The organism is Bacillus sp. FSL K6-0994, from assembly GCF_038630815.1.
In the GTDB taxonomy this organism is placed as follows: domain Bacteria; phylum Bacillota; class Bacilli; order Bacillales; family Bacillaceae; genus Bacillus; species Bacillus safensis.
Genome location: NZ_CP152043.1, coordinates 1676841 through 1703270 on the forward strand (window position 1 = coordinate 1676841; position 26430 = coordinate 1703270).

26 protein-coding genes and 1 pseudogene are annotated in these 26430 nt (G+C 41.1%); 21 read left to right on the plus strand and 6 right to left on the minus strand.

Annotation, left to right across the window (positions count from 1 at the left end; genetic code table 11):
* Positions 1-3 precede the first annotated feature (3 nt).
* From MHB69_RS08520 to MHB69_RS08530, 3 genes and pseudogenes are all read left to right on the plus strand, one after another.
* On the plus strand, positions 4-486 hold the full coding sequence (locus MHB69_RS08520; RefSeq protein WP_342496169.1) for an antitoxin YezG family protein: 483 nt from the start codon (positions 4-6) through the stop codon (positions 484-486).
* Positions 487-656: 170 nt separating this feature from the next.
* Positions 657-1383: pseudogene (locus MHB69_RS08525) on the plus strand (DNA/RNA non-specific endonuclease); the annotation flags it as partial.
* Positions 1384-1386: 3 nt separating this feature from the next.
* The gene (locus tag MHB69_RS08530) at positions 1387-1863 is read left to right on the plus strand and encodes an immunity protein YezG family protein (RefSeq protein ID WP_268436442.1); all 477 of its coding nucleotides are present in this window, start codon (positions 1387-1389) and stop codon (positions 1861-1863) included.
* Positions 1864-1926: 63 nt separating this feature from the next.
* On the opposite strand, the gene MHB69_RS08535 is transcribed toward MHB69_RS08530, so the two are convergent.
* Positions 1927-2388 (minus strand): macro domain-containing protein, encoded by a 462-nt coding sequence (locus MHB69_RS08535; RefSeq protein ID WP_034283365.1) that lies wholly within the window; start codon positions 2386-2388, stop codon positions 1927-1929.
* 228 nt (positions 2389-2616) lie between these two features.
* Here MHB69_RS08535 and MHB69_RS08540 point away from each other — a divergent pair, with 228 nt between their 5' ends.
* Positions 2617-3198, plus strand: a complete 582-nt coding sequence (locus MHB69_RS08540) for an undecaprenyl-diphosphatase (protein WP_034283366.1) — start codon at positions 2617-2619, stop codon at positions 3196-3198.
* Between the two features lie 53 nt (positions 3199-3251).
* On the opposite strand, the gene MHB69_RS08545 is transcribed toward MHB69_RS08540, so the two are convergent.
* Positions 3252-3623: an iron chaperone gene (locus MHB69_RS08545; RefSeq protein WP_034621969.1), complete on the minus strand. Its 372-nt coding sequence runs from the start codon at positions 3621-3623 to the stop codon at positions 3252-3254.
* A 543-nt stretch (positions 3624-4166) separates the two neighbouring features.
* On the opposite strand from MHB69_RS08545, the gene MHB69_RS08550 reads away from it, so the two are divergent.
* Entirely contained in the window at positions 4167-5279 is a 1113-nt protein-coding gene (locus MHB69_RS08550) for a tetratricopeptide repeat protein (protein ID WP_342496170.1), read from the plus strand.
* 455 nt (positions 5280-5734) lie between these two features.
* Positions 5735-5968 (plus strand): hypothetical protein, encoded by a 234-nt coding sequence (locus MHB69_RS08555; protein WP_041117487.1) that lies wholly within the window; start codon positions 5735-5737, stop codon positions 5966-5968.
* Between the two features lie 34 nt (positions 5969-6002).
* On the opposite strand, the gene MHB69_RS08560 is transcribed toward MHB69_RS08555, so the two are convergent.
* On the minus strand, positions 6003-6698 hold the full coding sequence (locus MHB69_RS08560; RefSeq protein WP_061109901.1) for a YoaK family protein: 696 nt from the start codon (positions 6696-6698) through the stop codon (positions 6003-6005).
* A 67-nt stretch (positions 6699-6765) separates the two neighbouring features.
* Positions 6766-8598 (minus strand): DNA ligase D, encoded by a 1833-nt coding sequence (locus tag MHB69_RS08565; protein ID WP_061109902.1) that lies wholly within the window; start codon positions 8596-8598, stop codon positions 6766-6768.
* A gap of 115 nt (positions 8599-8713) precedes the next feature.
* Here MHB69_RS08565 and MHB69_RS08570 point away from each other — a divergent pair, with 115 nt between their 5' ends.
* Positions 8714-9562, plus strand: a complete 849-nt coding sequence (locus MHB69_RS08570) for a Ku protein (RefSeq protein ID WP_342496171.1) — start codon at positions 8714-8716, stop codon at positions 9560-9562.
* Between the two features lie 217 nt (positions 9563-9779).
* Here the strand turns inward: MHB69_RS08570 and MHB69_RS08575 are convergent, their stop codons facing one another.
* Complete coding sequence (locus tag MHB69_RS08575; protein ID WP_342496172.1) at positions 9780-10223, minus strand: DUF2188 domain-containing protein; 444 nt, start codon at positions 10221-10223, stop codon at positions 9780-9782.
* Positions 10224-10383: 160 nt separating this feature from the next.
* Between MHB69_RS08575 and MHB69_RS08580 the strand changes: the two genes are divergently transcribed.
* From MHB69_RS08580 to MHB69_RS08610, 7 genes are all read left to right on the plus strand, one after another.
* Entirely contained in the window at positions 10384-10857 is a 474-nt protein-coding gene (locus MHB69_RS08580; RefSeq protein ID WP_342496173.1) for a VOC family protein, read from the plus strand.
* 48 nt (positions 10858-10905) lie between these two features.
* Positions 10906-11319 (plus strand): Rrf2 family transcriptional regulator, encoded by a 414-nt coding sequence (locus MHB69_RS08585; protein WP_034283385.1) that lies wholly within the window; start codon positions 10906-10908, stop codon positions 11317-11319.
* A 101-nt stretch (positions 11320-11420) separates the two neighbouring features.
* Positions 11421-12272, plus strand: coding sequence for an SDR family oxidoreductase (locus MHB69_RS08590; protein ID WP_327827753.1), 852 nt, complete (start codon positions 11421-11423; stop codon positions 12270-12272).
* Positions 12273-12461: 189 nt separating this feature from the next.
* On the plus strand, positions 12462-13184 hold the full coding sequence (locus MHB69_RS08595; protein ID WP_342496174.1) for a (Fe-S)-binding protein: 723 nt from the start codon (positions 12462-12464) through the stop codon (positions 13182-13184).
* A 15-nt stretch (positions 13185-13199) separates the two neighbouring features.
* On the plus strand, positions 13200-14621 hold the full coding sequence (locus tag MHB69_RS08600) for a LutB/LldF family L-lactate oxidation iron-sulfur protein (RefSeq protein ID WP_342496175.1): 1422 nt from the start codon (positions 13200-13202) through the stop codon (positions 14619-14621).
* Entirely contained in the window at positions 14621-15343 is a 723-nt protein-coding gene (locus MHB69_RS08605) for a lactate utilization protein C (RefSeq protein WP_342496176.1), read from the plus strand. Before MHB69_RS08600 ends, MHB69_RS08605 begins: the two co-directional genes overlap by 1 nt.
* 146 nt (positions 15344-15489) lie before the next feature.
* A complete protein-coding gene (locus MHB69_RS08610) occupies positions 15490-16398 on the plus strand; it encodes a DMT family transporter (protein WP_034283398.1) in 909 nt (302 codons plus the stop codon).
* A 12-nt stretch (positions 16399-16410) separates the two neighbouring features.
* Here the strand turns inward: MHB69_RS08610 and MHB69_RS08615 are convergent, their stop codons facing one another.
* The gene (locus tag MHB69_RS08615) at positions 16411-16602 is read right to left on the minus strand and encodes a hypothetical protein (RefSeq protein ID WP_081124440.1); all 192 of its coding nucleotides are present in this window, start codon (positions 16600-16602) and stop codon (positions 16411-16413) included.
* 110 nt (positions 16603-16712) lie between these two features.
* Between MHB69_RS08615 and MHB69_RS08620 the strand changes: the two genes are divergently transcribed.
* From MHB69_RS08620 to MHB69_RS08650, 7 genes are all read left to right on the plus strand, one after another.
* Positions 16713-18929 (plus strand): RNA ligase, encoded by a 2217-nt coding sequence (locus MHB69_RS08620; RefSeq protein ID WP_342496177.1) that lies wholly within the window; start codon positions 16713-16715, stop codon positions 18927-18929.
* Between the two features lie 64 nt (positions 18930-18993).
* Positions 18994-19704, plus strand: a complete 711-nt coding sequence (locus tag MHB69_RS08625) for a DUF421 domain-containing protein (RefSeq protein ID WP_342496178.1) — start codon at positions 18994-18996, stop codon at positions 19702-19704.
* A 228-nt stretch (positions 19705-19932) separates the two neighbouring features.
* Complete coding sequence (locus tag MHB69_RS08630; protein WP_034283407.1) at positions 19933-20511, plus strand: TetR/AcrR family transcriptional regulator; 579 nt, start codon at positions 19933-19935, stop codon at positions 20509-20511.
* Between the two features lie 21 nt (positions 20512-20532).
* A complete protein-coding gene (locus MHB69_RS08635; protein WP_342496179.1) occupies positions 20533-23676 on the plus strand; it encodes a bifunctional cytochrome P450/NADPH--P450 reductase in 3144 nt (1047 codons plus the stop codon).
* A gap of 193 nt (positions 23677-23869) precedes the next feature.
* On the plus strand, positions 23870-24778 hold the full coding sequence (locus tag MHB69_RS08640; RefSeq protein ID WP_024425124.1) for a trypsin-like serine protease: 909 nt from the start codon (positions 23870-23872) through the stop codon (positions 24776-24778).
* 258 nt (positions 24779-25036) lie between these two features.
* Positions 25037-25417, plus strand: coding sequence for a NucA/NucB deoxyribonuclease domain-containing protein (locus tag MHB69_RS08645; protein WP_051149980.1), 381 nt, complete (start codon positions 25037-25039; stop codon positions 25415-25417).
* A gap of 145 nt (positions 25418-25562) precedes the next feature.
* Entirely contained in the window at positions 25563-26411 is an 849-nt protein-coding gene (locus MHB69_RS08650) for an STAS domain-containing protein (RefSeq protein ID WP_342496180.1), read from the plus strand.
* Positions 26412-26430 lie beyond the last annotated feature (19 nt).

Below are 26430 nucleotides of genomic sequence, written 5' to 3' on the forward strand. Positions count from 1 at the left end.
TTAGTGGAAACAAATAAAATGTCAGAACTCTATAAAGAAATTGCCGAGAATATACACGAAATCATACCAACTGAATGGCATAAAGTTTGGCTTTACTCCGAAGTGTTAAATGATTCATCAGAGGTTGCTTTTTATTTTTGCACTGATGAAGAGAAATATTTCTATGGCCATAATATTCCTGACGACTTTCAAGTTAGTGAACGAGTATACGTTAATATTTTAATTAGAATGCAAGAGTTATTCATACAATTGAGAGAAGAATTTATAAAACATAATGAACAGGTATGGACAACAGCTACCCTTGAACTAGATCACACAGGAAAGCTATCAATTGAATTTGGTTATGATGATGTCTTAAATTCAGGTTTAAATGGATCACAAAGAAAAGCCATATGGGCATATGAGAATTTAGGAATATACCCAAAAAGAAAATCGGTTAGGGAATTTCTCGAAGATTATATAAAAAATAAAGAAGAAAACAACTAACACATTGCCCTCCAAATTTAAGGAGGGTTATTTATTGTTGAAGAAGATGTTGAAAGTGATACAGGAGCTTTTGGAATCTTACTTAGTGACGTTTTCTTGAAAGTGTTTAAGGAGAGAGGTTAAAAAACACCCTCTATTGGGGTGTCTTATTTTTATTGGCTATTTTCTGTACGATGAAGAAAGGCCTTGAACAAGGAGCAAAATCATTAGACAGAGTCTCTATTCCGAATCTATTGCCATACTCACCAAAGTTTCAAATGGCTGGCGGCCCGAAGCTGCCGTATAACGTGTTTGACGGAGAAAATCTCAAAAATAAACTCCTCTATGGCAAAGCGTCTAGACAACAATTCAGGATACGGCATCTCTAAGACAGGTAGACGCTTACCAGCACCAAAATCACCACCAACCGTTGTCAGTTACGGAGATCACTATGTGAGATGGAAACGTAAAAAAGTATTAAAACCAAATGTTGTTTATTCAACAAAGCAAGGCTACACTTACACAACCGATCACTACGGAAGAATTGTCAAAGTCGAAGCAAGTGATTTAAAATACGGAGAGGTCAAAAGAAACCAATATGCCCAATCCAATTCAGGGAAGCCGGATCGATTACTAGATGATGATGGAGGTCACTTGATTGCAACTATTTTTAAAGGTTCAGGGGATATTGATAACCTACTTCCGATGAATTCACAAATTAATCGTAGTGGTGGAAAATGGTATGAGATGGAGCAGAAGTGGAAAAAAGCATTAACGGCTGACCCTCCAAAGCATGTAGAGGTTAAAATTGAACCTGTCTATATGAATGATTCATTAAGACCTGCAGAGTTTCTTGTAGAATATAAAATCGGAGACCAAAAGAGATTTAGAACTATTAAAAATAAGCCAGGAGGTTGAAGTATGGAAAAAATAGAAGAAAACTATAAAGAAATAGCGGAAATAATAAATGAAATGATTCCTGTAGAATGGGATAAAGTTTGGATGTATGCAGAAATCGTGGATGATTCGTCAGAAGTGAATTTTTATTTCTGCAACCCAGGCAATGAAGAATTAATATATGGTCATAATATTCCTGAAAAGTATAGTGTTAGCAACTCTATTTATAAAGAGTTATTATTAAAACTTCTCCATTCTTTTGAAGACTTAAAAAAGGAATATGTAAAAAATGGATTTGGAGATTGGTCGACAGCAATTTTAAAAATGGAGCAACCAGGGAAATTCTCGATTGAGTATGGGTACGAAGATATTTATTCATTAGGCATTGATGGTGATCAAAGAATTGCAGTTTGGGAATATGAAACGTTCGGATTTTTACCCGACGATGAAGAAGATAAAGAAGCCGTATTAAATTATATAAAAAATAAAGACGATAACTAACGCACAATACCCTCCGATTAAGGAGGGTATTTGTCATATATGTTTCATAAAACCTCATTTCCATTATCTAAACCGATAAACCGTCACTTCACAATCACCCAGCACCTCTTCAATCATCTCTTCCACAATCGTCCAATCGCCACCAGCCAATCCGCAGCCGATCCCGTATGGAATGGCGATGGATGTTTGGTTTTTCTCAGCAGGTGATTGTGTCACTGTATCCTTTAGGTGTTGAAAGCAGCTGCGTAAGGCATCGTAGTCTGTTTGCTTTCTTGTTCTTCCGTATCCAGCTTGGGCAAATAAGTTGGCAATTGTTTTTCCGTCTTTTGTTGTGATGAGTTGAACGGAGCTTAACAAGTCATCTCCTTGTTCTGTACATAACTGTTTATAATCTTTGTACACATTCGGATATTTGCTTTTGATCTGTTTTGCTAATCCAGCGCCCATGACTCCTTTACAGTTCACCTGGTGACAGATGATGTCTTCGCTTGCCTCTAAAATGTTGCCATCCACCGTTTTGATCATATGATGTAACCCCTTTTTGATAAAATGCAAACTTATGTTCTATTATAACAGTTTTGTTCCTGTGATTTAATAGCTTTTGATGAGTTTTTAGTTAGTACACGATGTTCAGGTGACAGCAAAGTGACAAACATGTCATATGATTCCATAGTTTGTTCGTTCGATCGATGGAGGCAGACATCTCATTTCAATTATCTTTATCATAAATCAAGTAAAAAGGGATGAAATGAGATGCAGAGACTTAATGAAGATTTATTTAGGTGGGTGAATCAGTTCAGTATCGATCATGGTTACTTGAATCCGATATTTATTGGACTAGCTGAATATACAGTGCTGCTGGCAGCGCTCATGTGTCTGTTCGTATGGTTTCAAAATCGCAGCAGGTACAATAGGGCGATGGTCGTATCTGCCGGAGTGACCTTCATATTGGCAGAGTTACTTGGGAAAATCGCAGGGCTCCTTTATTTCAATCAGCAGCCCTTTGCAGAAATGAGCCACGTCAATCTTTTGATTCAAAAGGAAGTGAATAACTCGTTTCCAAGTGATCATACCATCTTTATTTTTTCAATTTGCCTGATCTTTTGGCTGTTTCACAAACGCCATATGTATTGGCTGATCATTGCGTGTGCTGTTGGTTTTTCAAGGATTTGGGTAGGTGTTCATTATCCATTAGATGTCTTAGCAGGAGCTGCTATAGCGTGTTTAACAGCCGCCGCCGTTGTATATTTGCCGCTATGCCAAAAGAGCGTAGATGCCCTCTTGTCATGTTATGAATGGCTTGAACAAAAATTGGTAGGGAAGAGAACAAAATAACATTGTTGCAGCAAAATACCCCGATCTGTTTATGGCTCAGATCGGGGTACTGTTTATTTTCGCCAAAACGTTGAACAATCCGCTTTGTCTTCTATATTAAATTCGATGATTTTTTTTAGGAGAGGATAATCAACTGGCAAGCTTTCTTTCATGCGAAACAGATTTTTCCCATGATCGTACCCAGCTTGTACAATGTCAGCTGAAAATTGATCAATTCCTTTTGCTTCTGGTGCGACAGAAATGTGATGTTTTGCCACGCTAAACCCAATAATAAATGTGCCGTGATCTGTGAACATGGGCTGATTCCAAGCAATTCGTGGCTCTAATTGAGGGAATGTGTCTTCTACCCATTGTAAGATGTCTTGAGTGCGCTGCTTCAGCTCTGGGTTACCGATTTTGCTGATATATTCTTCAAACACATGCATGATATTTTATCCTCCCAATCCATCTACCTCATAAGCCTCAGACGGGATTCGAACCCGCACTCCTTTCGTAAGCATAGGCTAGGGGCAACACGCTTCCCTACGGAATTTCACCGACAGGAATTTCACCTGTCTCAGCTCATGTGCTTTTCGGTGCTTCTGAAACCCTTGCCTTGCGACCCGCCAGCTACAATTTGTTTTACGGCGCTCTTCCCTTCTAGAGCTACTGAGGCGTGTAAGTGATTGATCATATTATATAAAGAAATTGGATAAATGAAAAGCTGCTATGAACCATCATAAGATTAGAAAGCCTCGACATTGGGCTTTTTTCATTTCATCTCGAGATGTTTATTTTAAAAAAAGGCGGAATTTTTTCGCAAATATCATTGACTAGGAGAAAGAAACGCACTTTCAATGGAAACGGTTATTGAAGATTCAAGTGATTCATATTAAAATGATGTCAAATGGACTAATTAGCAATTGCTAATAGAAGTTCCATATTTAGTGAAATCATGTGTTTTAGCTGAAGGTGATTGGGGGTGTAGAATGAGCAAAGTTCCTGTTGCGGAATTGGCATCACTATTAAATGACTGGAACATGGAAATCAAAAAAGATCATGCAGATGAGGCAGAACGGTTATTTGCCAAAGCGAAACAAGCGGTAGAGGAAATTGACGATGCGGATATTCTCATTTACTATTCTCTTCTTGAGAAGAGGCATCACATTCTTATGTACAATTTAAGAGGGCAAAAGGGCAATGTTTCAACGAAAAGCATAGAGGGTAATTATGGAAAAAAAGAAGATGACCTGTCTAACCGTCTTGCCTATTATTTTGATTTTTATGAGGGTGTGTATGAGCAGCATCAAGGTAATTATGAGGTTGCATTGCAAATGTATCAAAGTGCTGAAAAGCTCTTAGATAAAATTCCAAGTGAGATCGAACGTGCTGATTTCGATTTTAAAGTGGCATGGCTTTATTACCGGCTCAGTCATATCATGCTCTCATTAACCTATATCCGCAGAGCGCTGCACGTCTATAAGCGGCACAAGCAGTATGAAAGAAGAACGGCCCTTTCATACTCCCTCATAGCAGCGAATCTAACAGAGATCGGCCGGTATGAAGAGGCGCTTGAGAATTATCGTTTGGCAGAAGAGGTTTTGACAAGCGAGCAGGATGATTTTATGCTGGCTCAGCATCATCACAATGTGGCCATTTTATATTCATTTTGGAACAAACCGAAGGAATCGATACGTCATCTTGAAAAAGCACTGTCCCATCAAGAGTATTATGATTCAGATTTCTTTTTCCATTCTACGTATCTGATCAGCCGGGAACTCTGTGTGATTGGTGAAAAGCAGCGTGCAAGCCAATATATAGAGGCTGCATATGCCAGAATGAAAGATGCTTCTCATGAAGTGTTTCAGCTAAAAATAGGCATCGTACATGATCTTTACTTAACGCATGCACCGCAAAGATTTCAGCAAATTGATGAGAAATTAAGAAAGTTAGAAGAGAAGAATGAATATCATGAAGTAAAAGAGCTATCACAATTTGCAGCAAAATATTGTGAAAAGCAAGCACTTTATGAGCAGTCTGTTTTTTACTTGAACAAAAGTTTAGAAGCGGATTTACATATGAAAAGAATGGGGTTGATTTAAGATGAAAACAGGATTAAAAGTATTATTCGTTGTAGGTTTAGCGGTCGCTGCGACTGTTCTGACGCAAAACGTTGCAGGTTCTTTCGAAGTTGCAGAAAAAATCATTGGTGGTTAATACCATTTATCTCTCGCCCTTGTTGATATCGTCAGCAAGGGTTTTTTGTGTTTTAATAGGCTCTTCTTATTAAACGCTGCAAGAACGTTTAATAAGAAGAATTCGCAACAAAGGGGGTGTGCAAATTTATTACCTGCTCCATTATTCTAAATAAACATAGGGCAGAGCAACAAGTTAAAAAGGTCACTTTTCTTTGCTTAATTTAATTTTTTGCAGGACTTTTCATTCAAATTTTATCAAATTGGTCTAATGTACATAGAAGGAAAAGAAAAAGCAGGGGCACCGCCCCATTTGTCATGCATATGATGAGATAAGGTCTGATTCGAAGGCAGGTGATTGTATGTATCCACGGGTTTATGGTGGTTTTCATGGAGGCGGATTTACAGGAGGCGGGGCTCATATTGGGCCGGTTGGTTCCCATATCGGCTTTGGCGGGTCTTATTTGAGCCCAGGTGTGTTCTCTGGCTTGGGAGGTTTTCCGGGGTACGGGGGATTCGGGACATTTTCTGGATATCCGTATGGCTCTACGTTCATCATGGGACGCCCTCCTGGTTTTTATGTGAGGAGTTATTAGTTTAAGAGCACAATAATTGAAATAGCCAGAGAGGCTATTTCAATTGGTGAAAGTGCTTTAATGCAGCAGTTATCACAATGACCCCTAGGATGATGATAGGCAGCCAGATGATGATAAATGGATCGTAACGATCTGTATATGCAGCAATAGCTGCACCTAGGCAGTAGAAGACAATAGAGCCTATTCGCATCAAGCTTACAAGCTGGATAGGGGCCTTTCTTTTTTTCCGGTATGATATACGCTGAGCTGCATCTTCAAATAGGTTAGCAAGTGTACTCGTGAGAACGGTTGTGGAAATGCCAGCAACATTCAATTTACGAGCGGCTGCTGTCTGCATGCCCATAGCCATACTTAAAAGGATGATCAGCATAAAGTAAGCACCTTGTGTATGAGGGAAAACGGTCATGAGAGCAAATAGAAGCAAAATCATCAATTCGATGATAAAAATGCGTGTAACGGCTTTTGGCCAAAACGTTTTCTCATGCTTTCCGCCTATCACAACTGCAAGTAAAACCCCTAAAACGAACCCACTTAGAGCAATGATGGAATGAAGGGCTGTTAGCTGCAAGGAGCTTCCTGCTGCAATGCCAAGCAGCACAATATTACCTGTCATATTGGCTGTAAACACATGCCCTAGGCTTAAATAGCCAATCACATCCACAATTCCTGCGGAAAGACATAAGAAAACCAAAGCTGTATTTCGAAATGAATGTGCGGTCAAAATAGTCATCCCTTTCTTCCTCTCTAATGAATAAGTGTAACGCTTTATGACCGCGAATGTCCATCTGATGAGATGGTCACATGTGTGCAAGCTGATGTAAGACTTGTCTAAAAGTATCATCATTCACAAGGTGCCTCATGCGGCGGAACGGATCGCCCTTTTCCTTTAAACGCTCTATAACAGCCGGCATCGTAAAAAGAGAAGGATGAAGCTCATCATGATAGAGTTCGTCCCATTCAAGCGGTGTCGCAACAAGTCCAAGCTCATTTCCTCTTGGGGAATATGGAGCGATGATTGTTTTCCCAGCATCATGCTGAATGTAGTCTAAATACAAGCGATTGCCGCGGTTTTTCTTAAGACGTTCCAGAGTAAAAAGATCCGGTGCTTGCTCACATAAAAATTGGCATATAAACGCGGTGAATTGTCTTGTTTCTTCGTATGTGAAGGCGTTTTTCTTTAAAGGAATATAGACTTGAAGCCCTTTACCTCCGCTTGTTTTAATAAAGGCTGTGAGAAAAAGCCCGTCTAAAAGCGCTTTTATGCGTTTAGCCGCTTCTATGGCTAGATGAAACTCATTTACAGATGGCGGGTCCAGATCAAAGACGATTTCTGTCGGCCGATTCGTATCTCTTGTTTCAAAAGGGATATGAAATTCCATTGCCAGCTGGTTGCCAAGCCAAAGAAGCGTACGAGGATCATTACAGACCGTGTAAGAAATATCATCAACTTCATCTGTCAAAACAAAATCCGGCGCATAATCAGGTGTCGACTTTTGATAAAAGAATTCATCTCCAGTGCCGTGTGGATACCGAATTAAAGTAAGACGCCTTTCACGTAAAAAGGGCAAAAGGTAGGGAGCCGCTTGTCTTAAATAAAGTAAGTAATCTGCCTTGTTTAGTTGAAGAGCCGGGACAATCGGTTTCTCAGGGTGAGTGACGTCTATAGCAGCAGGGAGTGGATACAGCTGTTTGAGCATGTGCTGAAATGTACATGCTGCTGGATCAGCATCTAGTAAAAAGGAAGAAAAACGCGGCTCTCTTAACGCCGATCCATCAAAGGATATACAAGCAATGCTGGCAACGATAGAAGGAGGGATTTCGTATAATGATCCTCCTGTTAACTGGCCTTTTGTCTGAAATAGCGTACGCAGTGTTTGTTCTTCTTCTTTAGAAAATCCATGCTTGAATTGTACAACCTCGATGAGAGCCGCATCTTGATAAATGGAACCTTGGAAATAGCCATTTTCCTTGTCAAAACGGGTGACAATGACAGAGACATACCGCCAGTTTTTCATTTTCAGCCATTCTTTTGAACGAGTATTGTCATGCCATTTACTCATCTTTTTTTTCGCTACTAGTCCTTCTGCTAAATACATCGTCATCACGTTTTTCATGTATTCAGAGTCTGGATCTGTATGAATGACCTGCAAAAGGGAAGGGTGCTCAAGCTGAACTGATGAGGGGAGCTTTGCTTCTTGGAATAATTGCTGCAGCTGATTTTTTCTTTCCATCAACGGTGAATCAACGATAGGTTTCCCTTTGCAGCTTAATAGATCGAATGCAATAAAATGACATGGAAATCGTTCAGCCTGTCTTTGGATGGCTTCTTTGTTTTTCAGCCTGCCTCTTTGCTGAACCTTCGCAAACTCGCTTTGCTGTTCACTCAGTAAAAAGACCAATTCTCCGTCAAGCGTCAGCGGTAAATAAGGAGCAAATTGGTCTCTTAATTGTTCGCACTGCTCCATCACTTCAGGAAATTGCTCATTTAGCCGTTTTCCGGTCCTGCTTTCTAAACGAATCTCGTCTTCTTCCCATACAAGAATAGCCCGAAAGCCATCATATTTTAATTCATATACCCAGTCTGCACCGGCAGGTATATCATGTGCAGGTGTTAATCGCATAGGTTTCATTGTGCATGTCACTTCCTTATATCATGTGTTCTTAGAGTGGGATGAAATTTTCAATCACATACATAAGTCTGATGAAAACATTACATAGTAAGGAGAAAAGAACGGAGGAAGCGCGATGCATACAGTATGGAAAGGCGGCATTAGTTTCGGATTGGTCAATATTCCAGTCAAGCTGTTTACCGCTACAGAGAACAAAGACATTAAATTAAGACAGCTGCATAAAGAGTGTCACACGCCCATTAACTACAAGAAAGTATGTGCCAATTGCGGTGAAGAGGTAGCGCCGGAACAAATCGTCAAGGCGTATGAATATGCGAAAAATAAATTTATTGAATTGGACGATGAAGAGCTGGAAAAACTGCGAAAAGAAAATGAAGAAAAAGCCGTTGAAATCATTGATTTTGTGAAGATTGAAGAGATTGATCCCATCTATTATGAAAGAAGTTACTTCTTATCACCGAATACTGGCGGAGCAAAGGCTTATTCATTATTAAGAAAAGCTTTAGAGGAATCGGGAAAAATTGGTGTCGCAAAAATTATGATCCGCTCAAAGGAGCAATTAGCGATCGTTAGGTGCTATGAACATATTTTGCTTATGGAAACCATTCATTTCCCTGACGAAATTAGACAAGTATCAGATGTACCGAATATCCCCCAAGAGGAGAACATTGTAAAGAAAGAGTTAGATACAGCGCTCCTTTTAATCGAGCAGCTGACCACGACATTCGATCCAGCGGCATATCAAGATGAATACAGAGAACAGCTGATGAATTTAATTGGCGATAAAATATCTGGAGAACATACCGTTCAGCCAGAAACGACAGGCAAAAAAGATCCTGCAGCCAATGTGACAGATTTAATGGCCGCACTACAGGCTTCGATCGACCGATCAAAACCAGCCAAAGCGAAAAAAGCAGCACCTAAGAAAAGAAAAACACCAGCGAAAAAAGAAAAGAATGCATAAAAAAGACCGCTGACAAGCGGTCTTAAATTGTTGACAAAAGGCTAAAATGATCTTTATTTTAGCCTTTTGTTTTCATTCAGCGTGATAGAAAACCTTTGCAGCCCTAGGAAGGACGAGTACCGGAGTGGAGCGAATTTGACATTCGTGAGCACCGGAGCGCAGACCTGACAAAGAATGCGAGGGTTTGTCTACACGCTAAGACCGCTGACGAGCGGTCTTATTGCGGCTTTAACACATCCTGAATCGTCCCATCTTTTCGGTGAATGACAACGGAAGTTCCTTTATTAGCTGAAATCTCCTTGGCCCGGTCAATTGCTTCTTGTTTTGTTTCTTTGACCTCACTTGCTCGTTTCGCTTTCTCTGTTTGAACCGCCCAGCCTTCCTTGTGTTTCACAACATGCTGCGCCTGATCCATGAGCTCTGGTCTTGCGGAGCTGCTGTTCTCAGAAGGTTTGACAGAACCATGAGAGGAGAAATTTTCTACCTCTTTGTCCGTTGCGTTCTTTTTCCACTCTTTCGCTTGACTGATTGCAATTGGAATGGCTCTATTTTCCTCATAGCCTTCCTGAATCATTTTATTAGCAATCTCAAGCGCTTTTTTTCGAATGACGTTGTCTAATGATTGAAATGAAGCTGGATAATCGTTCATTGTCCAAGGCATAAGAAACGCTCCTTTCTTTTATTTGAACACCTTCCCCCATCTGTAATGGATCAAACATTCAAGTTCTCTCAATCCAATGTTGGGGATAAAATACATCGTTTTGCTGAGGCAGAATCTCATCAATTCCCGCAGAATAGAAGGTAGAAAAGGAGTGATTTTGATGATGATGAAAGGTTTGTATGAAGCACATTTACCTGTGAGTGATTTGAAGGCATCGATTGCGTTTTATGAAAAATTGGAATTGACACTTGCTCATGAAAATGAACGAGTTGCTTTTTTATGGATTGAGAAAGGAAAAAGCTGGCTTGGCCTGTGGAAAGTAGATATAAACAATTTTCCATACCATCCCTCGACTCGGCACGTTGCCTTTCAAATTACAACGTCCAGTATCGAACAGATTAAGACTTGGCTGATTGAAAGAGACATCAGCATTCACCCAATGTTTGGTTTTTCAGAAGAAAAGCAGCCTTTAGTTCTCGATAATCCGCCGCAATTTCATGCAGCGATCTATTTTCTTGACCCAGATGAGAATCTGCTTGAATGCATTGCGCCGCTTGAACTTGATACAGCAGACAACTACGATATCATGACATATGAGAACTGGGATCGAAAGAAAAATCCGTTTATTGATTGACAAAATCACTCATTGTAACTATATTGATTACAACGGTGGTGAAAGATTGTGAAACAAATTAGCAGTAGGTATCCGATTGCTGTTCATATTGTGTCATTTATTGCAGGTGTTCCAAAAGAGTGTACAGGTGATTTTATTGCAGAGAGCGTGAATTCAAATCCAGCCATTGTTCGAAAAATGATGGCAATGCTCAAACGGGCGGGTCTTATTGAAATTCGCCGCGGAGTAGGCGGTGCTTATTTAAAAAGACCGGCTGAGGACATCACGCTCTTAGATGTGTACCGTGCTGTGGATGTAAGCGAGGATGAAGAATTATTTAACTTTCATCAGCCCGTCATCGCATGCCCGATTGGTCAAGCGATGGATACGAGACTGCGGCATGAACTAAAAGAAGCACAAGCTGCACTTGAGAATCACCTAAAGCAAGTGACAATTCAGCAATTATTAACAGAGGCGGAATAAAAAAGCTCGTACTTTGGAGCTTTTTTTACACCTTTGTTGTAACCATTTTGATTATAACGTATGCACATCACCGTTGAACGAAAAATGAGGAGGTCAAACAAATGAAATTATTAGTAACAGGTGCAACAGGACAACTTGGGACGCTCGTCGTCAAGCATTTGCTCACAAAAGTACCGGCTGAACAAATTGCAGTCAGTGTTCGAAATCCGCAAAAAGCAGCACATTTGAAGGATGCTGGGGTGGATGTACGCCGTGGAGATTTTACTCAGCCAGACACTCTGACATCAGCATTTAAGGGCATTGATCGTCTGTTGATCATTTCAACAGCGGATGGTGACCGCGTCGAGCAGCATAAAGCGGCAATCGAAGCGGCAAAAGCAGCAAATGTGGCATTTATTGCTTATACAAGTGTTGTCAATGCAAGAGAGAGTCAGCTTATCCTTGCAAATGACCATGCTAAAACAGAAGAAGCCATTGTGGCCTCTGGCATTCCTCATGTATTTTTAAGAAACAACTGGTATGTTGAAAACGAAAAAGATACGATTCTGGCGTCAGTCAGCGGCGCACCATTTTTAAGCCCTATTGGCGAAGGAAAGGTTGGCTGGGCAACAAGAAATGACTACGCAGAAGCGGCAGCAAATGCGTTAACACTTGCCGTACATGATCAGGAGATATATGAACTGTCAGGACCGCTTCGGACGCATAGTGAACTTGCACAAATTGTTAGTAAGGTGAGTGGAAAAGAAATCAAAGTAGAAAAAATAGATGTAGACACATTTGGAGACTTTTTAGCTTCAAATGGTGTACCAAAAGAAGCAGTGCCATTTGTCAAAGCCATTCAAAGCGGCATACGCGATGGTGCTTTAGCCGTCGAAAGCCAAGATTTCGAAACATTACTAGGCCGGCCTTTAACACCTATTGAAGAGAGAATCCGTGAATTGATTTCAGAATAAACAACAAAAACGCCCTATGAAAAGGGCGTTTTTTCATTTAGTCACATGAATCATAAGGACAAATTTTAGACAAATCACTTCGTTGAAATTTCAGAAATTTGGGATTAAAATGAAATTAAGGTCTGATATTGAGTCATCAGATGACCAGAATGATGAATCAAAATGCAGCAATAGAAGGGAAGTTCGCCGATGAAAGTCCATTTATTCGTTACTTGTTTAATTGACACGATGCAGCCAAATGTAGGAAAGGCGACAGTGGAAGTATTGGAAAGACTCGGTGTTGAAGTGGAATTTCCAGAAACACAAGTGTGCTGCGGGCAGCCAGCCTTTAACAGCGGCTATACAAAAGAGGCAATCAAAGCAGCGAAAAACATGATCAAAGCTTTTGAATCAGCTGAATATGTTGTGACACCATCAGGTTCGTGCAAGGCGATGTTTTTAGAATACCCTCATCTTTTAAGAGAAGACCGAGTGTGGTCGGCCAAGGCTGAGGCACTTGCCGCAAAAACATATGAATTAACAGAGTTTATTGTTGATATATTACACGTGACAGATGTAGGCGCGAGCCTGAAAGGAAACGCAGCCTATCACACCTCTTGTCATATGACGAGACTGCTGCGCATTAAGGAGGCGCCTTTTACACTGTTGTCAAATGTCAAAGATTTGACGATGAAACCATTGCCCCGCGCAGAAAATTGCTGCGGATTTGGAGGAACCTTTTCAGTGAAAATGACCCCTATTTCTGAGCAGATGGTTGATGAAAAAGTACAAAGCATAGAGGAGACAGGCGCCGAATATATCATTGGTGCTGACTGCGGGTGTCTGCTGAACATTGGCGGGAGGCTGAACCGTCTTAATAAACCCATTCAGGTCATGCACATCGCAGAAGTATTAAACAGCCGCGGACTTTAAGAGGGGGAACGGCACATGAGTATGAAAATTGGAGAAAAGGCCTTTAAAGAACGGATCGGGGATGGCTTAGAAGACGCTGTCATGAGAGGAGCTGTTTCCTCAGCGCAGGAACGCCTGTATAAAAGAAGGCTAACTGCAAGCGAGGAGCTTGGCAATTGGGAAAAGTGGCGTGAGCTTGGCGAGGAAATCAGGCAGCATACGCTGACGCATCTTGATGATTACTTATATCAATTAAGTGAAAGTGTAAGTGCACGCGGAGGCCATGTCTTTTTTGCGAAAACAAAGGAAGAGGCATCAGCATATATTCAAGACGTGGCACAGAAAAAAGCAGCCAAAAAGGTCGTCAAATCAAAATCAATGGTCACAGAAGAAATCGAGATGAATCAAGCGCTTGAAGAGATCGGCTGCGAGGTAGTCGAAAGCGATCTTGGTGAATATATTCTGCAAGTGGATGACCATGAACCGCCTTCACATATTGTGGCACCCGCCCTTCATATGACGAAGGAACAAATACGGGAAGTATTTCATGAAAGGCTTGGGTATGAGATGTCAGACACACCTGAAGAAATGACGAGTTTTGTGAGAGCCATCTTGCGTGAAAAATTCCTCGAAGCTGATATTGGTGTGACCGGCTGTAATTTTGCAGTGGCCAACACAGGGTCCATCTGCCTTGTGACAAATGAAGGGAATGCAGATCTTGTCACGGCTATACCGAAGACGCATATTGCCGTTATGGGAATGGAGCGGCTTGTTCCAACAATGGAGGAACTGGATGTCCTTGTGGGTCTTTTGTGCAGGAGCGCAGTCGGTCAAAAATTAACTAGTTATATTTCTGTCGTGGGACCAAAAGGAGAAGGGGAAGTGGATGGACCAGAAGAATTTCACTTGGTCATTGTGGACAATGGGCGGTCAAATATATTAGGAACGGCCTTTCAGCCTGTTCTCCAATGTATCCGGTGCGCAGCCTGCATCAATGTATGCCCGGTTTACCGGCATGTTGGCGGACATTCGTACGGTTCGATTTATCCGGGACCAATCGGAGCTGTTCTTTCGCCGCTTCTTGGCGGCTATGATGACTATAAAGAGCTCCCCTTTGCATCAAGTCTGTGCGCAGCCTGCACGGATGCTTGTCCAGTGAAGATTCCGCTTCACGAGTTATTGATTAAACATAGACAGGTGATCGTAGAAAAAGAGGGCAGAGCGCCTAAAGCTGAAATGATGGCGATGAAAATGTTTGGTATGGGGGCATCGTCTCCTGGAATGTATCAATTTGGAACAAAAGCAGCCCCTGCGCTCTTGAATCGTATGGCTTCAAACGGACAAATTTCAAAAGGAATAGGCCCTTTAAAGAATTGGACAGATATTCGTGACCTGCCAGTTCCAAGTAAAGAAAGATTCAGGGATTGGTTTAAAAAGAGACAAAAGGAGGAGCAGTGATGAAGGGGACCATATCTCGCCGAGAGTCGTTTCTATCTCATATCCAGCATCAATTAGGCAAAAACTCCTCCCCATCTGCATCTATTCAGCGTCCGGAATGGAGGCATCAAGTCCAGTGGGAGACAAACGGAAGTTTGTCTAAAGAAGAGCTAGTCGAGCAATTGAAAAAGCAATGTCAGCAAATTCACACAAGAGTGGTCGAAACAACACCGGAGGAAGCGCCCTCTGTATTGCGATTATTGATGACAGAATATGGTGAGGGTTCTGTGATGACATCGCGTGACCGGCGTTTTGAACAATACGGTTTCCGCCCTATGTTTGACAGCTTGCAACAAGAAGGAATTTCCATCACCAGCTGGAATACAGATGCATCAAGAGAAGAAAAATTAAGGCAGGCAGAACAAGCAAAATATGCAGTTGTGTTCAGTGATTATACCCTTGCAGAATCAGGTACAGTTGTCCTTTCATCCCACCAAGGTCAAGGAAGAGCGCTGCATTTTTTACCGATGATGTATATCGTGTGTATAGAGAAAAGCTCAATTGTTCCGCGGATGATTCAGGCTGTTTCGGCTCTCAATCGCTCAGTAGAAGAGGGGGAGCAGCCGAAAGGCGCCATCCATTTTATATCAGGTCCAAGTAATTCTGCCGATATTGAAATGAATTTAGTGGTGGGGGTTCATGGCCCAGTTCAGGCCGTTTATCTGTTAATAGATGATGAATGAAGGCTTTCGTCATGAAAGTCTTTTTTTCATCCAAAAAGCTCACGCCAGTTTTAAAAAATCATCTTGCCACTAGGTGAATGGACATAGTAAGATGACGACATACAAGATGAACTGCTCATCTACTGCTGATGTAAAGGAAGCTGCTAATGGAAATGAAGACAACTGCTCAAACGAAATCAATTGCACTACCGCTTGTGATTTCAATTATTGCCATTTCGTTTTCTGCAATTATTGTGAAATGGTCAAATGCACCTGCTGCTATTTTAAGTATGTATCGAATGATCTTTGCGGCGGCTCTCATGCTGCCGTTTATCCTGCCAAGAAAAAAAGAATTTCTCTCGATAAAGCGAAGAGACTGGTTTTTCTTATGTATGTCAGGCTTCTTTTTAGGGCTCCATTTTGTGTTGTGGTTTGGCTCACTGAAGCTGACGACAGTGGCAAGCTCTACCATTATTATCGCCCTTCAGCCGATGGTCTCCTTATTAGGCGGATTCCTCATCTTCCGTGAACGAACAACAATGTCTGCTCTATTGACGATGTGTGCAGCGATTGTTGGTGCCCTCATGATAGGCTGGGGAGATATTGGTCATAGCAAGGAAGCCATCTTAGGAGATATTTTATCCTTTTTGAGTGTGATTGCTGTTGTTTGTTATTTGTTAATAGGCCAACAGGCTGTAAGAAAAATATCTCATTGGATTTATAGTTTTTGTGTATTTGGTTTTGCCGGTCTTTTTTTAATTTTATTCAACCTGCTTCAGCAAACCCCTTTCACAGGCTATCCGGGTAAAGAGTGGGGAATCTTTTTATTGCTCGCCATCATTCCCACCATGTCTCATGTCATTAATAATTGGCTTTTAACCTATGTGAATGCGACGACCATTTCAATGAGTATTCTTGGTGAACCTGTTGGGGCAACGATCCTTGCTGTATGGCTGCTTGGAGAAAAAGTCACACTGCTTCAAATGCTTGGCGGCCTGCTTGTTCTTTTAGGCGTCTTTTTCTTTTTGATGCAGCAGCGTCAAGGAATCGTGATGAAAACAAAAAAATCCGGTTAACGCCCGGATTTTTTACTCTTTTAAATCGTTTTTTTCAATCACTTTGTTTAATCTTGCCTCGATTTTTTTCAATTCCATTCGTTTTCTTCTGATTATGCGAAACGCGATGACAATGATTGTCACAATAAAGGCAATGAATAGAAGAGAGAACACTTGAAATAGAAGATCTCCCATGTTGAATGCCATATTCTCGCCATTAGGCATGCTTAAAACCTCCTTTTCTATCTATATATTACCATAATCAATAAAAGATTGAGATTTATCCATAATTTATCTATAATAGGTAAAATATCACTCATTAAAGGAGAACCAATATGAGAACTTTAGTCCTTTTACGAGGTCTCCCAGGCGTAGGTAAATCAACATGGATTAAAGAACAAGGCTTAGAGCCTTACACTTTATCAGCGGATCAAATCCGGCTGTTGACGCAGCCGCCGCAGCTATCAGTCAATGGGAAACTAGACATTTCAAGCAAGCATGACCACAAAGTTTGGTCTTTATTATTCGATCTACTCACGGCCCGTATGGAACGTGGAGACTTTACTGTGATTGATGCGACACATATTTCAAGTAAATCGATTTCTCAATATAAGTCTTTAGCGACTTCGTATCGTTACAGGGTATATGTCGTCGATTTCACGCAGGTGCCCCTTGAAACAGCTCTTTTGCAAAATCGCTCACGTGAATCTCACAAAGTGGTGCGGGAATCTGTTTTGTATCAAATGAACGAGCGGTTAAAAACAGAAAAGGTCCCGTCATGGGTGACTGTTTTGCAGCCGGAGGAATATCCGCAAGTGATGACCTATCAGCCTCGATCCTTTGATCAATATGAGGCCATTCATGTTTTCGGAGATATTCACGGTTGTTACACCGCACTTACCACCTATTTGCAAGGAGACATCAAAGAAAACGAACTTTATATCTTTACAGGGGATTTACTTGATAGGGGAATAGAAAACAAAGAAGTATTAGATTGGATGCTCGCCCATAGAGAATGCCGGAATGTCATCGTCATTGAAGGCAATCATGATCAGCATTTATACCGATTTGCACATGGTGAAAAAGTCAGAAGCAATATGTTTAACAGGCATACTGCGCCTGAAATTGAAGCAGCAGACTTTGATTTGAAGGAAGTACGAAAGTTTGTCAGAACCTTTCATCAGCTGACTTATTTTACGTACCATGATCAGACATTTCTTGTTACCCATGGCGGACTTGCTCATTTGCCGAAAGAGCTTCTTCATGTCTCAACACAGCAGCTCATTCACGGCGTAGGAGAATATTCAGATGACATTGATCACTTATTTGTTCAAAACACAGCTGGGCTGGATATCATCCAAATTCACGGGCATCGCAATTTATACAGACTGCCTATTCACGCAGCGGAAAGATCTTATAACCTAGAAGGCCAGGTTGAATTTGGGGGGCAGCTGAGGGTGTTGAAAATCACAGCTGACGGGATTGAGACTCATGAAATTGACAATCCAGTCTACAGAGCCTCTGAGAAAAAACAATCGGCTGCTGTTCAGCCAGATATTTCACTGGATGACTTTTTAGCTCATTTAGATCAGCATGAATACGTACAGGAATTAAAGCTTCCACACCATATTTCATCTTTTAATTTTACGAAAAAGGCTTTTAGTGAACGTCAGTGGGATGATGTGAATGTGAAGGCAAGAGGTTTGTTTGTCAATATGGTTTCAAAGCAGATTGTGTCTAGAAGCTATAATAAATTTTTTAACATTGATGAGCGTCCGGAGACAAGAATGCAGCATTTAGTGAACCATCTTCAATTCCCTGTCGCCGTATATGATAAAGCAAATGGATACTTAGGCACTGTTGGGTATAACGAAATGGAAGATGAATTGGTGTTTACGTCCAAATCGTATACATCACATGTGAAACAAAATCAGCATGCTTCCTGGGTCGAAGAGCTATTTTTTAAAACCTTCGGTGATGTGCAGGCTGACTACATCAAATCATACGTCCGTGACCACCATGTATCTCTTGTGTTTGAAGTCATTTTGCCAGAAAAAGATCCGCATATTATCACATATGAACAAGATCAACTCATTTTACTCGATATAGTGAAGCGGCAGTTAAGCTATGAAAAGGCACCATTCGCTGAAGTGAAAAGATTAAGTGAACAGCTGGGAATATCCTGTAAGCAGGAAGTGGCTGTTTTCCATGATTGGACGTCTTTTTATAAATGGTATCAGGCGGTCTCTCATGATGACACAATAAAAGAAGAGGGATATGTCATTGAGGATGCTCGCGGCTTTATGACCAAACTCAAGCTTCCTTATTATCAATTCTGGAAGCAGATGCGCGGGATAAAGCAGCGCGTTGCAGAGAAGCGTTCCTCGCAAAAATATATGCAGGCGTTGCAGACAGCGGAGCAAGCTAGGTTCTATACGTGGCTTCTTGAGCAAGAAGCAGATCATGTGAGGAATAGTTCAATTATTGAACTGCGGTCACAATTTGAACAAAGCGGTACTGCCCAATTGAATAATGATGGGATAAATGCATAGTCTAACAAAGAGTCTTTTCTAAGGAAAAGGCTTTTTTTGATGCAATTGAAAGGTGGACACTTGCATGCCTGACCATATTGAAGTCATTCTTCGGACGATGTTTGCTTTTGCAATTTTATTTGGAGGAGCACGTCTTTTAGGAAAACAAACCATTGTGCAAATGAATATTTTTGATTTTATAGCAGCCATCAGCTTAGGTTCAATTGCAGCGAACCTGGCGTTTAATACAACGCTCCCGCTTCAGCACACAACGATTTCCTTTGTGTCACTTGTCATGATTATTTATGTGATTTCCCTGCTTGCATTAAGAAGCCGGACGATGAGAGGGTTTATGGCTGGTAAACCAACCCTTGTCATACAAAATGGAAAAATTCTTGAAGGAAATATGAAAGGGATGAGATATACCCTTGATTATTTAAATCAACAGCTGAGAGAAAAAGACATCTTTGATATTAGCGAAGTTGAATTTGCGATGATTGAAACAGATGGGCATATGTCAGTGAAAAAATACCCTTTGTTTGAAAAAGTCACGCGGAAAGACCTTCATTTATTCATGGAGGCAGAGTGTTACATGCCGATTGAAGTCATCATGGACGGGAAACTCATCCAAAAGAACATACAAGAAAATCAATTAACAGAGCAATGGATAGAAGAAGAGCTTAAAAAAAGGCAGCTGTCCTTAAAGGACATTGTTTATGCTGTCCGTTCAAGTAATGGAAACTTATATATTGATACATATGACGACCATATTCATTCTCCAATCGATCAGGAATGAATGTGTAGTGCTGATGACACCTGTGTGACACACATTTGACAATCTTTATAAGTCCTTTGGGTATCATACGACTAGGTAGCATTTCTTAATTATTATTATTTTCAGAAAATGTGATGACGGATTAAAATAAGTATGTTTAAGTATAAATAGATGAAATTAAAATATTAATATAATATACCGAAGGCGGAATGAACGTTCATTCCTATATTTTTATAAGGAGGGGATGAAATGCCAGCAGTGACTGATAAACAAGAACAGATCATGAAGGCTTCGCTGGAACTATTTATTGAACGAGGCTTTGACGGCACCACAATGCCGATGATTTCAAAAAGAGCAAACGTCGGAGCGGGCACCATTTACCGTTATTTCGACAGCAAGGAGGCGCTCGTCAATATTTTGTACCAGCGCAGTCTCTCAGCATTTATCGAAAAAATGAACACAAACAGTCCAGATCCAAAGTTAAGTATCCGGGCGTACTTTAAGCATGTATTTTATTGCTTGGTTTTATTTACAAAGGAGAATCCAAGCGGCCTGTATTTCTTAGAGATTGATAAACGGTCTCATTACTTAGACGAGACGAGCAAAGAGAAAATGCAGCATTTGTTACATGAGCTATTCCTTATCTTTGAAGAAGGGAAAAAGGATGGAATACATCCAAATCTCTCAGGCAGAACCATTTTATCTATTGTATTTGGTGCCTTCGTGCAGTTGCATAAACAAATTCTTGCAGAAGAAATAGAGCCAACGATTGATTTTTTAGAGGATATTGAGCAATGTTTATGGCGCGCCATCAGCGTTGCATCTTAAAGAGATAAAGGGAGTGGGCATATGAAGCAAACATCAATCATTCCAAAACCAAAAACATACGGACCTTTTAAAAATATTCCCCATATAAAAAAGGGAGAGCTTTCTCAAACCTTTTGGCGGCTGGCAGATGAATTAGGACCGATCTTTCAGTTTGAATTTTCAAATGCAACAAGTATTTTTGTTTCCAGCCATGAACTTGTCAAAGAAGTATGTGACGAGAGCCGTTTTGATAAATATATTGGGACTAGTCTGAGTAAAGTTAGAGCATTTTCAGGGGATGGACTATTTACAAGCTGGACAGAAGAAACGAACTGGAGAAAGGCGCATCAAATTTTGATGCCTGCATTCAGCCAGCAGGCCATGAAGGGCTATCATGAAATGATGCTCGATATTGCCACTCAGCTTGTGCAAAAATGGCAAAGAACAGGCCGCGATGAAGAAATTGAAGTAGCTGAGGATATGACAAAGCTGACTTTAGATACAATCGGCCTTTGCGGTTTTGATTTTCGCTTTAACAGCTTTTATAAAGAAAATCAGCATCCGTTCATCGACAGCATGCTGAAAGGCTTAAATGAAGCAATGGAGCAGTCGAGCCGATTGCCAATTGCAGATAAACTGATGATCAAAAGAAGAAAAGAATTTGACCAGCATGTCGATTTTATGAAGAAATTAGTAGATGACATTATTCAGGAACGAAGAAAACAAGATAAAACGGGCGATGATTTACTGTCTCTTATGCTGCATGCAGAGGACCCTGAAACAGGTGAACGTTTATCCGATGAAAATATCCGTTATCAAATCATCACCTTCTTAATTGCAGGACACGAAACAACAAGCGGGCTGCTATCATTTGCGATTTATTTCTTACTGAAGAATCCAGAGAAATTAAAGAAAGCCGTCCAGGAAGCAGATGAGGTGCTGCAGGGCGGGCTTCCGGCATTTAAACAGGTGCAAAAGCTAAGCTACACTCGTATGGTGTTAAATGAAGCTCTCCGCCTCTGGCCAACAGCGCCTACGTTCTCTCTTTATGCGAAAGAGGACACAGTAATCGGGGGGAAATATCCGATTCAAAAGAATCAAAGTGTCTCTGTTCTGCTCCCTAAACTACACCGTGATCAAGCGGTATGGGGAGAGGATGCAGAAGACTTTAAACCAGAGCGGTTTATGCACCCTGAGAAAATTCCGCAGCATGCCTATAAACCGTTCGGAAATGGCCAGCGTGCATGTATCGGTATGCAGTTCGCCCTGCATGAAGCTACGATGGTTCTCGCGATGGTTCTGCACAATTTAGAGTTAATTGATCACACATCTTATGAGCTAGATTTAAAAGAATCTCTCACAATTAAACCTAACGATTTTAAAATCAAAGTGCGGCCAAGGAAGCAGCAATTCTTTATGGCACCACCGAAGGAAGAACCGAAGAAAAACACCAATTCTAGTGAGTCAAAAGTGGCGAGTCACGGTACACCGCTGCTAGTTTTGTACGGATCAAATCTTGGCACAGCAAAGCAAATAGCGAACGAATTGGCTGAAGACGGGAAAGCAAAAGGGTTTGATGTGACCACTGCACCGCTTGATGACTTTACACGCCAATTGCCAGATACAGGTGCTGTCCTCATCGTGACCGCTTCATACAACGGACATCCACCTGACAATGCGAAGCAATTTGTGGATTGGCTGGCGCAGGATGAGGAGCAGGATTTATCAAACGTGATATTTGCGGTCTTTGGATGCGGAGATCGAAATTGGGCGAGTACGTACCAGCGTATTCCTCGTCTGATTGATGAAGCACTTGAAAGAAAAGGGGCGAAGCGTGTAACGGATATAGGTGAAGGCGATGCAGGCGGTGATATGGATGAGGATAAAGAAATCTTCCAGAAAACTGTCTTCGAACAGCTTGCAAAAGAATTTAAGCTCACCTTCAAAGAAAAAGGTAAGGAAAAACCAAACCTATCATTTGCTTATACTAATGAGCTAGTGGAACGTCCTGTAGCTAAAATATATGATGCCTTTTCAGCTGTTGTATTGAAAAATGAAGAATTACAATCAGAAAAAAGCACACGGCAGACAAGACATATTGAATTAAAATTACCTGCTGGAAAAGCATACAAAGAAGGCGATCATATTGGGATTGTACCGAAAAATAGTGATGCACTCGTTCAGCGTGTGACCCGCCGCTTTAAACTAGATCCTGAACAGCACATTAAGCTTTCATCTGAGAAAGAGGCAAGTCATTTACCATTAGATCAGCCGATTCCAATCAAAGAATTACTTGCCTCGCATGTTGAGCTTCAAGAGCCTGCAACACGTACACAGTTAAGAGAGCTCGCAGCACATACTGTATGTCCGCCTCACCGCGTGGAGCTTGAACAAATGGCTGGTGAAGCATATCAAGAAGCCATCTTAAAGAAACGAGTAACCATGCTGGATTTATTAGATCAATATGAAGCGTGTGAGCTGCCGTTTGTGCACTTTTTGGCGCTTTTACCAGGTTTGAAGCCGCGTTATTACTCGATTTCTAGCTCGCCAAAGGTAGATGAAGAAAAAGTCAGTATCACAGTGGCGGTTGTCAAAGGTAAAGCATGGAGCGGAAGCGGAGAATATGCCGGAGTCGCATCAACCTATTTATGTGGTCTGAAAGAAGGGGAAGAAGTAGCCTGCTTCCTGCATGAAGCGCAAGACGGATTCCAGCTGCCCCCTTCATCAGACATACCGATGATTATGATTGGACCAGGTACAGGAATCGCTCCATTTAGAGGATTTGTTCAGGCAAGAGAAGTGTGGCAGAAGGAAGGGAAGCAGCTAGGCAAAGCCCACCTATATTTTGGCTGCCGTCACCCTCAGGAAGATGATCTGTATTATGATGAAATGCAGCTTGCAGCGCAAAACGGAGTTGTCCATATCCATCGCGCTTATTCTCGTTACGATGAGCAAAAAGTATATGTCCAGCATTTGTTGAAAGAAGACGGCGGCATGCTGATCGAATTGCTTGATCAAGGTGCTTATCTGTACGTGTGCGGAGACGGAAAAGTTATGGCCCCAGATGTAGAGGCTACACTGATCGATCTTTATCAAAACGAGAAACAATGCTCGAGAGAAACAGCTGAAAAATGGCTGACAACCCTCGCAAATGACAATAGATATGTAAAAGATGTGTGGAGCTGACAAAGAGGAAAGACCGCCTATTAGGCGGTTTTTTTTGTTCTCATAGAAAGAGATCGATAGAATGAAGATTGGGAAGATACAAAACACCTAATTTGGAAATGAAATATTTTGTAAAAAATAAGAATATTCTCTCATTTACTCCAATATGAAACAATCGTATGATTTTTGATATAGGACATAAAGGAGGAATATGATGAAAAAGGTGAAAATGTTACTCCCTTCTCTTCTCGTTTTTGGTGCTTTAAGTGTGCCTAGTTTTGCCCATGCCGCATCGGATTCAGTACTAACGTCTGATTATGACATGGTGACTTCTGATGGTAAAGTGATTTCTTCAAGTGATTTCCACAATGATACGAAAGCCCCCTCATCCTTTGACAAAGTGGATGATCTTTCTTCTACTGTTGGCGAAAAAGTAAAACCACTATCAAAATATTTAAAAGATTTTCAAACGAAAGTCGTCATTGGAGACGATGGTAGAACCAAAGTAGCAAATACAAGAGTGGCACCATACAATTCGATTGCTTATATTACATTTGGCGGCTCAAGCTGTACGGGAACACTCATTGCTCCTAACAAAATTTTGACAAACGGACACTGTGTGTACAATACGGCATCGAGAAGCTATAGTGAGAAAGGGACTGTATATCCTGGTATGAATGATAGTACTGCGGTGAACGGTTCAGCAAAAATGACTGAGTTCTATGTGCCAAGCGGGTATATTAATACTGGTGCAAGCCAATATGACTTTGCCGTGATTAAAACCGATACGAACATTGGCAATACGGTCGGCTACCGATCCATCCGTCAGGTGACAAACTTGACTGGGACAACCATTAAAATCTCAGGATATCCTGGTGATAAAATGAGATCGACTGGCAAGGTGTCACAATGGGAGATGTCGGGTCCTGTGACGAGAGAAGATACGAATCTAGCATACTATACGATTGATACATTCAGCGGAAATTCAGGTTCTGCCATGCTGGATCAGAACCAGCAAATCGTTGGAGTTCATAACGCTGGGTATTCAAACGGAACGATAAATGGCGGGCCGAAAGCGACAGCTGCCTTTGTTGAGTTTATAAACTATGCGAAAGCGCAATAAAAAATAGAGCTTGTTTCCTTCATAGGGGACAAGCTTTTTTGTATGAATCGATTTGATAGGATTCATATTTCTAACCTGAGAGATTTGAGATTGAGAGCCTCATCATTTTTTTCTCATGTCATCTGCGCACCACTCATACATTAAAATGACACATTTCCTTTAAGTCAAGATGATGCTGAAGATGGATGAGGAGGTCACACGCTTTTGAAGATGAAAAGAGGCTGGATCGCTGCTGTCGCCTTATGTTTTGTGATATGGATGGGCACGTTGTTTGGCGGATTTGGAGAGAAGCAGGCAGCAAAAGGGGCTGATCGATATGATCATGTCGTTCAATTTCCAAAGGAAAGGTACCCTGAAACAGGCAGTCATATTCAAGAAGCCATTCGAAAAGGGCATTCAGATGTGTGTACCATTGACCGAAATGGAGCAGATGCCCGCAGGCAAGAATCATTAAAAGGAATTCCGACAAAACCTGGCTTTGACCGGGATGAATGGCCAATGGCGGTTTGTCTTGAGGGAGGAAAAGGCGCAAGCGTTCAATATGTCAGTCCATCTGATAATAGGGGGGCAGGCTCATGGGTCGGGCATCAAATCAGCGGGTTTCCTGATGGGAAAAGAATATTATTCATTGTGAAATAAATCGGAAAGAGTCTCCCTTGAGTGGGGAGCTCTTTTGTTTATCATCAGAGCCTATTCGAGCTAGCAGGGTCAAAAGATTCAGTGGTACAATCAATCTATAAGGTACAAAGACTGACAAGAAGAAAATGTGAAGGGACATTTGCTTATGGATAAGAACCGTGCATTATACGATTTTTTTATGCAGCATGCAGAGAAGCTGACTGAAACATGGTATGAATCAATTGAGGACGATGATCCAGAATCCATATATCGTTCAACAGATTCCAGCATCATAGCTGAGCTAAAACGGCAGAATCAAGATTATTACCAGCATTTTATACGAGCTATTATTGAAGATAAGACGTATTTACATACTGAATTTAAAAAATGGTCTGAGGATTTAGCCAGTGACCCAAAGCATTTAAATACACCATTAGATTATGTCGTGAGAGAATACATGTCCAATCAAAGAGTGGTTCTGCATTACTTAAAAGAATTTATCAAACAGCGTCAAGATGAAATTGATATTGAGCGCATCTTTTATTGGTATGATTTAATTTCCGAAGCGTTTAATATTTCAATCCATGTGTTTATCCAGCAATATGTGAAAAATACAACCGAAAAACTCGTGGCTCAAAGAGATATGATTTATGAATTGAGCTCGCCGGTAATTGTCCTAAAAAGCCAGATTGCGTTATTGCCATTAGTAGGTGACATTGACACAGCGAGAGCCAAGATTATTTTAGAAAATACGCTAAATCAGTGCTCGCAAAAAGGTGTTCAGCATTTATGTATTGATCTATCGGGTGTCGTCATGATTGATACAATGGTGGCTCATCAAATCTTTGATCTTGTCACGTCACTTCGGTTAATTGGAGTAGAGACGACCATTTCAGGGATTAGACCAGAAATTGCCCAAACAGCAGTGCAGCTTGGGCTTCCTTTTAATGAATTTCGCACGGCATCATCACTTGCTCACGCGCTGGACCGAATGACTGAATTTTCTTCAATATAAAAACCAGGCCGATGAAAGG